The sequence below is a fragment of the Labrys sp. 22185 genome (genome assembly GCF_052045555.1).
Taxonomy (GTDB): Bacteria; Pseudomonadota; Alphaproteobacteria; order Rhizobiales; family Labraceae; genus Labrys; species Labrys neptuniae.
Genome location: NZ_JBQEPH010000002.1, coordinates 94,196 through 108,619, shown reverse-complemented (window position 1 = coordinate 108,619; position 14,424 = coordinate 94,196). Strand labels below are relative to the sequence as shown.

The 14,424-nt window shown below is 63.4% G+C and carries 7 protein-coding genes; 3 read left to right on the top strand and 4 right to left on the bottom strand.

Features of this window, described 5'->3' with window-relative positions:
• Positions 1-42 precede the first annotated feature (42 nt).
• A complete protein-coding gene (locus tag ACTJKX_RS05010) occupies positions 43-2,814 on the bottom strand; it encodes a valine--tRNA ligase (protein ID WP_440724564.1) in 2,772 nt (923 codons plus the stop codon).
• A 517-nt stretch (positions 2,815-3,331) separates the two neighbouring features.
• On the opposite strand from ACTJKX_RS05010, the gene ACTJKX_RS05005 reads away from it, so the two are divergent.
• Both ACTJKX_RS05005 and mdoH read left to right on the top strand, forming a co-directional pair.
• Complete coding sequence (locus ACTJKX_RS05005) at positions 3,332-4,861, top strand: glucan biosynthesis protein (protein WP_311934794.1); 1,530 nt, start codon at positions 3,332-3,334, stop codon at positions 4,859-4,861.
• Positions 4,837-7,038: a glucans biosynthesis glucosyltransferase MdoH gene (gene mdoH / locus ACTJKX_RS05000; protein ID WP_367622804.1), complete on the top strand. Its 2,202-nt coding sequence runs from the start codon at positions 4,837-4,839 to the stop codon at positions 7,036-7,038. The genes ACTJKX_RS05005 and mdoH overlap by 25 nt, the downstream gene beginning before the upstream one ends.
• A gap of 93 nt (positions 7,039-7,131) precedes the next feature.
• Here the strand turns inward: mdoH and ACTJKX_RS04995 are convergent, their stop codons facing one another.
• The gene (locus ACTJKX_RS04995) at positions 7,132-8,994 is read right to left on the bottom strand and encodes a B12-binding domain-containing radical SAM protein (RefSeq protein ID WP_440724563.1); all 1,863 of its coding nucleotides are present in this window, start codon (positions 8,992-8,994) and stop codon (positions 7,132-7,134) included.
• Between the two features lie 561 nt (positions 8,995-9,555).
• Here ACTJKX_RS04995 and ACTJKX_RS04990 point away from each other — a divergent pair.
• The gene (locus ACTJKX_RS04990) at positions 9,556-10,416 is read left to right on the top strand and encodes a sulfite exporter TauE/SafE family protein (protein ID WP_440724562.1); all 861 of its coding nucleotides are present in this window, start codon (positions 9,556-9,558) and stop codon (positions 10,414-10,416) included.
• Between the two features lie 75 nt (positions 10,417-10,491).
• Here ACTJKX_RS04990 and ntrX read toward each other — a convergent pair whose 3' ends face one another.
• Positions 10,492-11,862, bottom strand: coding sequence for a nitrogen assimilation response regulator NtrX (gene ntrX, locus ACTJKX_RS04985; protein ID WP_311934798.1), 1,371 nt, complete (start codon positions 11,860-11,862; stop codon positions 10,492-10,494).
• Between the two features lie 134 nt (positions 11,863-11,996).
• Positions 11,997-14,306 carry a sensor histidine kinase NtrY-like gene (locus ACTJKX_RS04980; RefSeq protein ID WP_394308828.1) on the bottom strand — a complete coding sequence of 770 codons (2,310 nt, stop codon included), beginning with the start codon at positions 14,304-14,306 and terminating at the stop codon, positions 11,997-11,999.
• Between the last annotated feature and the right edge of the window lie 118 nt (positions 14,307-14,424).

The window sequence follows — 14,424 nt, the reverse complement described above, 5'->3', positions numbered from 1 at the left end:
ATGCTTGGCGTGCCAATCTCAGATCGGCACGCCGGAGCGCGGCTACAGCCCGGCCAGCGCGTCCTGCAGCTTGGCACGACGGGCGGTGGCTTCCTCCAGGCGCTCGCGGTTTTCCTCGATCACCTCTTCCTTGGCCCGGGCGATGAAGTCGGGATTGCCGAGCTTGGCATTGATCTTGGCAATCTCGCCGTCGATCTTGTCGGTCTCCTTCTTCAGGCGCGCCTTCTCTGCCTCGATGTCGACAATGCCTTCCAGAGCCAGGGCCGCCACCGCGCCGCGGGCAATGATCTGCACCGAGCCCTTCGGGGCCGATGGCGCGAAGCTGATTTCGCTGATGCGGGCCAGGCGCTTGAGCGTTTCGCCATGGGCGGCGACGCGTGCCTCGATGGCCGGGGACGCATTCACCATCACCAGCGGCACCTGCGCGCCGCCAGGCACGCCGACCTCGGTGCGGATCGAGCGGATCTCGGTGACGAGGTCGACCAGCCAGCCGATTTCCTCATCCGCCGCGGCGTCGAGCAGGCCGCCGAGATCCGGCCAGGCCGTCAGGGCCGCCATCTGGCTGCGCGGAACCGGCCCTGCCGTCACCGACCAGAGCTCCTCGGTCATGAACGGCATGAAGGGGTGCAGCAGGAGCGTCGACTGGTCGAGGATGAAGGCGACCATGGCCCGCGTCTCGGCCCGTGCGGCCTCGTCCTCGCCCTCGATGATCGGCTTGGCGAGCTCGACATACCAGTCACACACCACGTTCCAGATGAAGCGGTAGACCGCGCTGGCGGCGTCGTTGAAGCGATAGGCCTCGATGGCGCGCTGGATTTCGCCGACAGCCTTCTCCGCTTCGCCGGCAATCCAACGGTTGAGGGCGATCTTCGCCGATTTCGGGTCGAAGCCGGGATCGCGCACGCAGCCCTTCATCTCGGCAAAGCGCGTGGCGTTCCACAGCTTGGTACCGAAATTGCGATAGCCCTTGACGCGGTCGATCGACAGCTTGATGTCGCGGCCGGGTGCGGCCATCGCGGCCAGGAAGAAGCGCAAGGCGTCGGCACCATAGCGCTCGATGCCGTTCGGATAGGCTTTCCGCGTCTCCGAGGTGACATGGGCGACATCGGCCTTGTTGGCCAGGGCCGCGGTGCGCTTGGCGATGAGGGTATCGAGTTCGACGCCGTCGATGATATCCAGGGGGTCCATGACGTTGCCCTTGGATTTCGACATCTTGGCGCCCTTCTCGTCGCGGACGAGGGCGTGAAGATAAACGTCCTTGAAGGGCACGTCGTTCTGGGTGAACAGGCCCGTCATCATCATACGGGCAACCCAGAAGAAGATGATGTCGAAGCCGGTCACCACCACGGAAGTCGGGTAGTATCTGGCGAGTTCCGCCGTCTTGTCCGGCCAGCCGAAGGTCGAATAGGGCCACAGCGCCGAGGAGAACCAGGTGTCGAGCACGTCCTCGTCACGCGTGATAGCCGCACCGGCACCCCACTTCTCATCGGCCTTGGCGCGCGCTTCCTTTTCGTTGCGGGCGATGACGTAACCGCCATCCGGCCCGTACCAGGCCGGGATCTGGTGACCCCACCAGAGCTGACGCGACACGCACCAGGGCTGGATGTTCTCGAGCCAGTCGAAGAAGGTCTTCTCCCAGTTCTGCGGCACGAAGCGAGTCTGGCCGCGACGCACGGCGGCCAGGGCCTCCTCGGCGAGCGGGCGCACGTTCAGATACCACTGGTCGGTGAGCCAGGGCTCGATCGGCACGCCCGAGCGGTCGCCATGCGGCACCTGATGCTTGTGCTTCTCGATCTCGACCAGGCGGCCGGCAGCCTCCATGTCGGCAACGATGCGCTTGCGCGCCTCGAAGCGGTCCAGGCCGCGATAGGCTTCGGGCGCGGCGTCGTTGATACGCGCTTCGGCCGTGAGGATGTTGATCACCTCGAGATTATGCCGCCTGCCGACCTCGAAATCGTTGAAATCGTGCGCCGGCGTGATCTTTACCGCGCCCGTGCCCTTCTCGGGATCGGAATATTCGTCGGCGACGATCGGAATCAGGCGCCCGACCAGTGGCAGCCGCACCTTCTTGCCGACCAGATGGGTATAGCGTTCGTCAGACGGATGCACCGCCACGGCGGTGTCGCCGAGCATGGTTTCCGGACGCGTGGTGGCGACGGTAATGGTCTCTCCCGTCTCCTGCCCCGCCTCGTCCACCACCGGATAGGCAAAGTGCCACAGGCTGCCATTGACCTCGATCTGCTCGACTTCGATGTCGGAGATCGCGGTCAGCAGCTTGGGATCCCAGCTGACCAGGCGCTTGTCCTTATAGATCAGACCGGCTTCGTTCATGCGCACGAAGATCTCGATCACCGCCTTGGACAGGCCTTCATCCATGGTGAAGCGTTCGCGCGACCAGTCGCAGGACGCGCCCAGGCGCTTGAGCTGCTTGACGATGGTACCGCCCGATTCTTCCTTCCAGGCCCAGACATGCTCGAGGAATTTTTCACGCCCGATCTCGCGGCGATGGATCTGGCGCTCCTGGAGCTGGCGCTCCACCACCATCTGGGTGGCGATGCCGGCATGGTCGGTGCCGGGCTGCCAGAGCACGTCCTTGCCGCGCATGCGCTCGAAGCGGCAGAGGATATCCTGCAGCGTATTGTTGAGCGCATGGCCCATATGCAGAGAGCCGGTGACGTTCGGCGGCGGAATCACGATCGAATAGGGAGCAGCGCCGGCCCGATCTGGGCGACCTGCGCGAAAAGCCTGTGCCTCTTCCCAGGCCGCGGACACGCGCGGCTCGACGCTGGCGGGGTCAAAGGTGGTTTCGATCATGATCTTCTTTCAAGGCAGGTCAGGTGGCGTGGGCGGCGGTTACAGGCACCGGCGGCTCCGTGATTCGGCCTGCCGGCATGCCCATGAGCGAGCAGTCCACGCAATTCACGGCCGGTAGTGGCAGAAACGCCCCCTCAAAGTCAACGAAACAAGCGCTGAGACCGCTGCACCCGGCGGCTTTCCGGCATTTCCGGGCGCGATGCGCCCTGCGATCTTCCCACCTCTTCCTGCCCCAATGCCGACCTTTACCCGCCCGACACAGAGTCGGCTTGTGACAAGAAAATGGAAAGCCTCTCCCTCTACATCATGAAGTCGTCACGATTCTTCGGTTGAAGGCCGTCGGTCCGGGTGTGGGGTGGTCGGGGAACGATGTCGCGAGTACACCCGCCAGTTGTTGCCGGCGATCGTATCACCTATGGTGCCCCGATGATGACCCGACGCTTCCTCCCGAGGGACGTGGTGCCGTTCCTTGCCCAGCCACACCTATTGCGCCTGCCAAAAGCGCGTTAAGAAGACCATGAACAGACGCGACTTCTTGAAATTTGCCTCGATTGCCGCCGGTGTGTTGACCGCCCCCCAGGGGGCCCGGGCAGCGATCGACGCCCCCGGCCTGAAGGAAGGCGAGGTCTTCTCCCGCGACAAGCTCCTGGACTATGCCAGGAACCTGGCCAAGGCCCCCTATCAGGCACCGGACGCCACGCTGCCCTCTTCCCTGCAGAATCTGGACTACGAGCAATATGTCTCGATCCGATTCCGGCCCGACCGGGGCATTTGGAGCCAGGATCACCGCGGCTTCGTGATCGAGCCCCTGCATCGCGGCTTCATCTATGCGACCCCGGTCGACCTGTTCACCGTCGAGGACGGCCGTGTCCTCATCGTGCCCTATGAGCCGGCGATGTTCGACTTCGGCAAGATCGCTGCGCCGCCGCCCGATTCCAAGCTGGGCTTTTCTGGTTTTCGCCTGAAGGCGCCGATCGACATGCCCAATCGGCTCGACGATTTCGCCATCTTCCAGGGTGCCAGCTATTTCCGCGCCATCGCCAAGAATCAGGTCTATGGCGCGGCGGCGCGCGGTCTGGCGATCAATACCGGCGAATCCAGCGGCGAGGAGTTTCCCGCCTTCCGCGCCTTCTGGATCGAGCGTCCACCCCAGAATGCCGAGAATCTGGTGGTGCACGCCTTGCTCGATTCGGAAGCGGCGACGGGCGCGTTCCACCTGACGCTGCACCCGGGCGAGATCACGACCATCGACGTCGAAACCACGATTTTCCCGCGCGCCAAGATCGAACATGTCGGCATCGCGCCGCTGAATTCGATGTATCTGTTCGGCTCCAACGACCGCAAAGGCGTCGACGACGTACGCGTGGCCGTCCACGGTTCTTCCGGCCTGCAGATGCTGTCCGGTGGCGGCGAATGGATCTGGCGCCCGCTGCAGAATCCGGAGACGCTGCAGATTTCGGCCTTTGTCGACAAGACCCCGCGCGGCTTCGGCCTGCTTCAGCGCAATCGCGATCCGGCCGATTATGAAGACAGCCGGCATCGCTACGAAATGCAGCCCAGCGTGTGGATCACGCCCAAGGGCGACTGGGGCGAAGGCTCGATCCAACTCGTGGAGATCCCGACCGACCAGGAAATCCACGACAACATCATCACCTATTGGCGCCCCAAGGATGCCCTCGAAGCGGGCAAGGACTATTCCTTCGCCTATCGCTCCAATTGGTGCTGGACGCCGGCGGAGCGTCCGCCAATGGTATTGGTGCGCGAAACGCGCATCGGAGCCCTCGGCTCCAAGCGGCGCCTGTTCGTGATCGACTTCCAGGGCGATCTGTTCGCCAATGCCGACAATCTCAACGGCGTCACGCCGGAGATCACCGTCAATCCCGGCAAGCTGAGCGACGTCAGTTTGACTCTGGAAACGGAGCGGCGCATCGGTCGCCTGAGTTTCGGCCTCGACCCGAGCAGCGAAACCTATTCGGAAATGCGTGCCGTGCTGGTCAAGGACGGCAAGCCTGTAAGTGAGACATGGCTGTATCGATGGACACCGTAGAGGAACACACCGGCGGCACCAATCCCAACCCGTCGCAGGAATGGGTCTATCAGCGCCCCGCCATGCCGGACGAGAACCGGCTGGAGATGCCGGTGCAGTCGCTGACCAAATGGTCGCGTTCGGAACGCCGCTCCTGGATCCATCCGGCGCTGCATCACGGTTCCTGGCTCATCCGGCTGTTCGTCTTCGGCGGCATGCTGGTGCTCACCGCTTTCGGCGCCTGGGAAATGTACAAGGTCGTGGAAGTCGGCGGCGTCACCTTCCTCGAATGGGCCCTCGTCTGCCTGTTCGTGCTCAACTTCTCCTGGATCGCCCTCGCCTTTACCGCGGGCGTCGCCGGCTTCGTCTATCTGCTGTTCCACCGGCGCACCACGCAGCCCTTGCCCCAGCAATTGAGCACGCGCACAGCGGTGCTCATGCCGATCTACAATGAGGCGCCAAGCCGGGTTTTCGGCGCGATGCAGGCCATCATCGAATCGGTGGAGCAGACCGGGCTCGGCCGCGCCTTCGACTATTTCTTCGTCTCCGACACCACCGACCCGAATGTATGGATCGCCGAGGAACGGGCGTTCCTGGCGATGCGCAAGCGCCTGGGACCCGACATCCAGCTCTGGTACCACCATCGCCAGCGCAACACGAACCGCAAGGCGGGCAACATCGCCAATTGGGTCACGCGGTGGGGCGGTTCCTACGACCATATGCTGGTGCTCGACGCCGACAGCCTGATGACGGGCTCCTCCGTCGTGCAGCTGGCTGCTGCCATGGAGCGCGACCCGGATGCCGGCATCATCCAGACGCTGCCGCTGATCATCAACCGCAACACCCTGTTCGCGCGCATCCAGCAATTCGCCGCGCGCGTCTATGGTCCGGTGATCGCCGAAGGCCTGTCGCTGTGGATGGGCCATGATGGCAATTACTGGGGCCATAACGCCATTATCCGTACCAAGGCCTTCGCAGCGCATTGCGGCATGCCGGATCTGTCGGGCCGCCCGCCCTTCGGCGGCCATATCCTCAGCCATGACTTCGTCGAGGCGGCCCTGATCCGCCGCGCCGGCTATGCCGTCTACATGCTCAACGACATCACCGGCTCCTATGAAGAGAGCCCGCCCTCGCTGATCGACCTGTCGGCGCGCGACCGCCGGTGGTGCCAGGGCAATCTGCAGCACTCCCGCGTGATCGGTTCCAAGGGTTTCCACCCCTGCACGCGCCAGCATTTCGCCAATGGCATCTTCTCCTATCTGGCCAGCCCGCTCTGGCTGCTGCAGCTGCTCGTCGGCCTGACCATCGCCCTGCAGGCCCATTTCATCCGGCGCGAATATTTCACCGACGAATTCTCGCTGTTCCCGACTTGGCCGGTGTTCAACGCCGAACTCGCCCTGGCGCTGTTCGGGGGCACCATGGGCATCCTGCTGGCGCCGAAGATCTTCGGGCTGATCATCATGCTGCTCGACGGTCCCAACCGCAGGGCGAGCGGCGGCGGCATCCGGCTGACCCTGTCGGTGCTGCTCGAGATCATCCTCTCGGCCCTGCTCGCTCCGGTGATGATGCTGATCCAGTCGGGCGCCGTGTTCGAAATCCTGGTCGGGCGCGACTCGGGCTGGAAGCCGCAGCGGCGCGACGACGGTTCGATCCCCTTCCGCGACATCGTCAAGCGCCATCGCTCGCACACTGTCCTCGGGCTTTTCGCCGGCGTGGCCGCCTATGTGATCTCGCCTTATCTGTTTACCTGGATGTCGCCGACCATCCTCGGCCTCCTCCTTGCCATTCCGCTCTCCTGGGCATCCGGCCAGCTCGCGCTCGGCCTGTGGCTGCGCCGCCATGGCATTCTGGCGACCCCCGAGGAGACCCATCCGCCGGAAGTGGCGACCCGGGCCAACGCCCTCAGCACCGAGCTCGCGGCCGTCGGCGAGGATGACAGCGATGCCATCGAGGTCGTCTACAAGGATGCCGGCTTCCGAGCCCTGCACGAGACCATGCTGCCGACCTCGGCTTCCCGCGAGCGCGGGCGTTTCGAGCAGGATCGCGTCATGGCGCAAGCCAAGATCGCGGAGGCCGCCTCGATCGAGGAGGCTGCCAAATGGCTGAATTCGAAGGAACGCTTCGTGGCGCTGCATGACCGCAGCCTGATCGCCAGCCTGTCCCGACTGCACGAGCCGGCCAAGGTCGAACCAGCCTAAAGCGTCTTGCAACTTGGCGGAATCGCCTGGAATCGCAAGACGCGTCGTTCACTCAAGGCCCATCATCGGCGTGCCTTCGCAACGGAGGCAGCGCTATGGGCCGACGGTTTCACCGCTCAGGCCGGGTTCGGGCTGCAAGCCGTCCTGGAGGCGCGACTTCAGCCGATTTTCCTGGCGCTTCTTGGCATAGGGCGTGCTGCGATCGGCGGTTTCCTGGACCAGCGGGTCCAAGCGTTCATCGACGGCGGCAATGGCCTCGTCGGCATAGGGAAACTCATCCTGCCGTCCCCAGGCCCGCCAGGCCCTGGCCACGCTCAGGCGCAGCCGGCCATAGGTATAGGCATAGGCGCCCATCGTGCGCGCAAAGCGCCAAGCATAACGGGCATAGAAGCGCAGCGGGTTTTCGATCGGCAGCCCGTAGCGCCGCTCCCGGCGGTCGATGACGCGCCCGAGGCCGAACTCCGCGAAGGCGACGCCTTCCCGCCGTGGCCCTTCGCGATAGGCAATCAGATTGTAGAGCGTGGTCAGCCGCATGCCGTTCTTGAGCTGCACCCGGCGCTTGAACACCCGCTCCATATGCTCGAAATCGTAATAGCGGCGGCTGGCTTCGTGGAAGACGGCATCAAGCTCGGCGTCGCTCATCTTGGGATGATGGGTGACGCGATGGTTCAGGTCATATTTGTTGAAGTCCGGGTCCATCCACACCCCGGCTTCCTTCATGCGCTTATGGTCCTCACTGCCGGGCAGAGGCGTCAGAATGTTGAAGTAGAGCACATCGATGGCCAGTTCCCGCTTGATCAGATCGACATCGCGCAGGATCGATTCCCTTGTATCGGCCGGAAAGCCGATGATGTAGCCGCAGCTGATCACCACAGGATGGCGCTTCCACGCCAGCACCATCTCGCGATATTCCTCAATGCGGTTCTGGCGTTTCTTGGCCGCCTCCAGATTGTCGGGATTGATGTTTTCGAGCCCGATGAAGATCAGCCGCACACCGGCCCGCACCACCTTGTCGATGAAGCCGGGAATGCGATGGGCCATGGTGTCGACCTGGATCAGCAGCCGGGCTTCAAGCCCCTCGCGCTCGCGCAACTCGATCAGCCGGTCGCAATAGGCCTCCCAATTGCGGTTGCGGGCGAAATTATCGTCGGTCACGAAGAACTTGCTGACGCCTTCCGCAGCGTTCAGCCGGAGGATGGCCTCCAGCTCGTCCGCCGTGCGGAAGCGGCTCTTGCGCCCCTGCACATTGATGATGGTGCAGAAGGAGCATTCGAACGGGCAGCCCCGGCCGAGATCGAAGCTCGACCAATGGGTGAAGGAGCGCCGCACGATCGGCCCGGGCAGCAGCGGCACCGGCACGTTCTGCAGGCCGGGCTGGTCCTTCAAATGATTGTACAGCGGCTTCAAAGTGCCGGCCAAGGCATCGCTCAGCACGACGTCGAGGCGGTCGGGCTCGGCCTCGCCGGCGAACTGGCTGACACCGAGCTCCCGGGCCAGGGTGAGTTCCTCGGCATCCTCACCGAGCATGGCGACACAGCCGGATACATGAAAGCCGCCGATGCAGACCGGCACGCCGGCGGCTCGCAGCGGACGCGCGATATCCATCGCCCGCGGATATTGGTTGGTCTGCACGCCGACCAGCATGACGATGGCCCGCGCGCCCTCGCCCCGATGGCTTGCCAGAATGGCAGGAATGTCGACCCGGGTATTGGTCTCGTCGATGGCGTGCACCCGCGCTTCGACGTCGGGACCGAAGACTTGCCGGGAAATGGCGTCTTCCACCAGGGCCCAGACGCAGGCAAGCGAGTTCGACGGAATGGCCGACCTTATCCAGCGGATGGGATAGCCGTCATCATCATATCGCGTGGCTTTGATCAGCCAGATATCGACATGGCGCGTCTGCCCCCCCGGCTGGACGCCTGGTCTACCCGGCCCTGCAACTGCCTGCCCCTGCATGCCTTGGCCCCAAGGATATTTATACTTTTTGTAGAGACTTCTATTTCGGGAGCAAGATGATTTTTGCTTAATGCCGAGCTAAGCGTCGCATTGTCGGACGCTTTACAGATATGCTGCTTCCCCGAGATCGCCAACACCCGGCACCAAGCACGGATGAATAAGTAGTAAGTCGGCAAATCTCAGCATTCCTGCGAGAATGATTTCCCCTGACACAGGCAGCTCCCATATCGCGATGCCGGCTCAGGTTGGCGCCATCGCCCGTCGGAGCAGAACAGCCGCATTTCACCGGAACGACTTAAAAATATATAATTTCTATAAATTTTGCAGAAAAATATTAACATCCATGAATTGAGCACAAACCATCGGCCTCAGCCCATTGCCATTGGAGCCTCCATGGCCGCGATGAACCATCACGACGAGTTTGGCACCGCAAGCCGAGCGCGTGAGCGCTGTCGCTAGAAGGACGAGCGTTCCGGCTTGCATTCTTGACCATTCCAACCGTTTGAGCCCACCATGTCCACTTCCGATATTCCACCCATTGCACTCAGCAGACGACATCGTTTGATACGAATTGCTTTCATTGTCGTCCCACCCCTGGTTGCCGCGACTATCGCGGCAGGGCTTTGGTACGCCCCCATCGACTGGAACGCCGCGCCTGCCGAAATCGGTTCTGGATTGATTTCACGCGGCTTCTGGACGGCCGTTGCCGTCGGGCTGCTGGCCCAGATCGTCGATGGCGCTCTCGGCATGGCCTATGGCGTGACCTCCACGACCTTCCTGCTCTCCACGGGCGTGCCGCCGGCCGCGGCTTCGGCCTCGGTTCACATCGCCGAGATCTTCACCACCGGCTTTTCCGGCCTCTCGCATTGGAAACTGGGCAATGTGAACGGCAAGCTGTTTGCGCGCCTGCTCATTCCCGGCATCATCGGCGCGGTGATCGGAGCCTATCTCGTCACCGCCATCGATGGCGATCTGCTGAAACCGTGGATATCGGCCTATCTGCTGCTGTTGGGCCTCTACATCGTCAGCAAGGCCTTCCGAGCCATCCATGTCCGCACCGAACCGCCGACTTTCGTCGCCCCGCTTGCCGTCACCGGCGGTTTCGTCGATGCCGTCGGCGGTGGTGGCTGGGGACCGGTGGTCACCACCTCGCTGCTGGGCACCGGTCACGACCCGCGCACGACGATCGGTTCCGTCAACGCCGCCGAGTTCTTCCTCGCCATCGCCAGCGGCTTCTCCTTCGCACTGCTTGGCGGCTTCACACACTGGACGACGATCGCCGGCCTGATCTTCGGCGGATTGTTTGCCGCGCCCTTCGCGGCTCTGCTGGTCAAGAAACTGCCGACGCGCGTTTTGCTCATCATCGTCGGCGTGTTGATCACCTCGCTCAGCGCCTGGAATCTCTGGAAGGCCCTGGCATAGGCTGAGGCTGCCGTCGTCACCCGGCCGCCGAATTCATCGGCAGCCGCGTGACGTGAACCGGCAATCCATGCCCGTCTACGCCCCCACGCCAAGCGATTTGAGCTTGCGATGCAAGGCCGAACGCTCCATGCCGACGAACTCGGCAGTGCGGGAAATGTTGCCGCCGAAACGATTGATCTGTGCGATCAGATATTCGCGCTCGAACAATTCGCGGGCATCGCGCAATTGCAGGCCCATCAACTGCTCGCCCCCCTGCCCGTTCGGGCGCGTCGGCATCAGCGCACCGATCTCCGGCGGCAGCATTTCGGCGGTGATGGTCGCATCGGCATCGCCCCCCACCAGGATCATCAGCCGCTCGATATTGTTGCGCAACTGGCGGACATTGCCGGGCCATTCATGCGACTGCAGCACCGCCATGGCATCGGGGCCGACCACCCGGCGCGGCAAACCAGTCGCCTGCGCGATCTGGCCCTGGAAATAGTCGACGAGTTCCGGGATATCCTCGCGGCGCTCGGACAGGCCGGGCACGCGGATCGGCACCACGGAGAGGCGGTGCAGCAGATCCTCGCGGAAGCGGCCGTCGGCCACTTCTTCGGTCAGGTCACGCGAGGTCGAGGTGATGATGCGCACGTCGACATGTACCTTGGTGGCACCACCGACGCGGGAGAAATTCTGGTCGATCAGCACCCGCAGGATCTTGCCCTGCGTTTCGCGCGGCAAATCCGCGACCTCGTCGAAAAACAGCGTGCCACCATGGGCCTCCTCGAAAGCACCGACCTTGCGGGCGCGGCCATCGCCGCCTTCGACGCCGAACAATTCGGTTTCCATGGTTTCCGGCAGGATCGAGGCCGAATTGAGCACCACGAAAGGTCCTTCGGCCCGCTGCGAGGCCTGGTGGATGGTGCGCGCGGCCAATTCCTTGCCCGATCCGGGCGGCCCCGCAATCAGGATGCGGCTGTTGGTCGGCGCCGTCTTCTCGATCACCTGCCGGAGCTGGTTCATGGCCGAGGAACGCCCGATCATCTTGGAGGCGCTGCCCGAGATCTGACGCAACTGGTTGACCTCGCGGCGCAGGCGCGACGTTTCCAAAGCGCGCTCTGCGACCAGTACCAGCCTGTCCGCCTTGAACGGCTTTTCGATGAAGTCATAGGCGCCGATCTTGATCGCCGCCACGGCGGTTTCGATATTGCCATGGCCCGAGATCATCACCACCGGAACGTCGGGGTGCTCGGCCTTCAGGACCTCCAGAAGCTGGAGGCCATCGAGGCGTGAGCCCTGCATCCAGATGTCCAGGAAGATCAGATGCGGCCGGCGCTGGGCAACGGTAGCCAGGGCATCGTCGGCGTCCTTGGCGGTACGGGTGCCATGGCCTTCATCCTCGAGGATGCCGGCAACGAGCTCGCGGATATCGGCCTCATCGTCAACGATCAGAATGTCGGTCGCCATCGTCTAGGTCCTGCTTGCTCGAGGTGAATCCAACGCTCCCGCCTTGCACCGGGCCGGGTATGCCGCTCGCAAAGGCCTTGCAATCGCGCGCTGGAAGAATGGGCCTTGGCCCTGATGAAAATCGAATATCGCCGTCATTGCACGGCCTCATCGCTGGTCGTCGCCTCCGCCGGGAACCACAGGCGCATCATCGCGCCGTGACCGCCCTCCGCCACGGCGGGCGCATCAAGGAGCTCGATACCGCCGCCATGCTCCTCCATGATCTTGCCGACGATGGCCAGGCCCAGGCCCGTGCCCTTCTCACGCGTGGTGACATAGGGTTCGAGCAGCTTCTGGCGGTTTTCCTTGGGCAGACCAATGCCGTTGTCGACAACCTCGACGGCGATGTCGCCTCCCCTGCGCAGCGCGCGCACCTCGACGGCCCCCGGCCCCTGCCGATCCTCGGGACGGCCGGCGATCGCCTCGGTGGCGTTCTTCACGATGTTGGTGACGGCTTGCGAGAGCAGGCGCCGGTCGAACCGGGCTATGATGGGTTCGGGTGGCGGCTGATAGGTGAAGGTAATGTCGGGATAGCCGATGCGCATCATGAACACGACCTGTTTCACCATCTCGCCGAAATCCTCGCTCTCGATCGAGGGTTTGGGCATGCGGGCGAAGGAGGAGAACTCGTCGACCATGCGCTTGATGTCGTCGACCTGGCGCACGATGGTGTCGGTGCACTGGTCGAAGACCTCGCGGTCCTCGACGATGACCTTGCCATATTTGCGCCGGATGCGTTCGGCCGAAAGCTGGATCGGCGTCAGCGGATTCTTGATCTCGTGGGCGATGCGGCGGGCGACATCCGCCCAGGCGGAGCTGCGCTGCGCCACCACCAGTTCGGTGATGTCGTCCAGCGTCACCACATAGCCGTGCTCGCGCATGGTCGACTGCTCGGAGGTGACGCGTACGGTAAGATTGCGCTCGCGCCCGTCGCGATTGATGGTGATCTGACCCTGCACCAACCGCGAACGCGTGCCGAGCGCATCGGCGAGATAGGTCGACAATTCGGGCATCACCTCCGCAAGGGGGCGCCCCACGGGTGACTGCCGCGACTTGATCCAGGTGCTGGCGAGCGGGTTGACCACGGTGATCTTGCCTTCGTCGTCGATGCCGATCACGCCGGTCGAAACGCCGGAAAGCACCGCCTCGATGAAGCGCCGGCGGCTGTCGAGCAGGTCGTTGGCTCCGAGCAGGTCGTTGCGCTGGGTGCGCAGCGTGTCCGTCATGTTGTTGAAGGTGTCGCCGAGTTTACCAAGGTCGCCCGAGCGCCGCTCCACCGGTACATGCACGTTGAGATTGCCGCTGCCGACCTGGTCGGCCGCACTGATCAGGCGCCGGATCGGCTCGACCAGGCGATTGGCAAAGGACAGGCCGATCCAGATCGCCGCCAGCAGCATGTTGAGGGCGATGATGGCATAGAGCAGCGCGAAATTGACCTGGGTCGGGAAGCGCGATGCCTTCAGATTCTCGAAGCGCGCCGAATCTTCGCCGGTCTGGCGGATATATTCGGCGATCTTCGGGTCGAAGGGCCGGACGATGAAGAGATAGCGATCGGTATAGGCGGCCAGCTTGATGATCTGGCCCGTGACGTTCTGCGTACCGGGGTCGATGCGCACGGCCGGTTGCTGGTCCGCGGCGGCAAGGGCCGGATAGAGCTTGGCCGGCAGGAAGAAGGGCAGGCTCCCGGGAACGTAGGACTGGTCGGTCACCTGGCCGTCCCGCGTCAGGATCATGGCGCTGGACAGGCCGTAATTCACGGCGAGCATGTCGAACAAGCGCTGATATTGCGACCTGTCGGCAGCATAGAGCGGTGAATATTTGTTGAGGTCGGCAGCCATCGACAGGCCGGCAAACCGCAATTGCAGGGCCTGCTCGTCCTGATAGGAATTGGCGACGGCAACCGACGTATTGACGATGTTGCTGACGCGCGTCGAAAACAGATTGTCGAGGCCGCGGTCGAGCGAGATGATCGCCACCGTGGCCAGCAGCAATACCGGCACGGCGGAGACGACGGAGAACAACCCGATCACCCGCATATGCAACGCGGCGCCGGCCTGCCCACGACGCCTTGCGACGATCAGATTGCCGGCCTCGACCGCCAGCAGCACCAGCAATGCCACGATGAAGGAGGCGTTGACGATGAACAGCGCATCGATGGCGTTGCTGTAGGCGATATCGGTGTTGGGCGCCTGGGCGACGCTATCGATGCCCAGATAGAAGCGCAGATCGGAGACCGTGCTCTTGAGCAGCAGTGAAACCGGTTCGACGTCGACAAGCACGAAGAAGGTGCCGATGGCCGAGGCGACCGAAAGAATGACAAGACCGAAACCGAGCAGGCCGAGGCGCCGTGCCGGCATGCTGGCGACGTCTGGCACCGTCTGCTGGGCGTTGTCTGCAACTGCCATTCGAACGCCGTCCTCGCCCCGTTGTCGACCCGGTCAGCCCGGACGATTCCTGGCTGAGTGATTCATGCAACACTGTTGCCGAATTGTAACAGAATCAAGGCGAAATTGACGAAGCCGG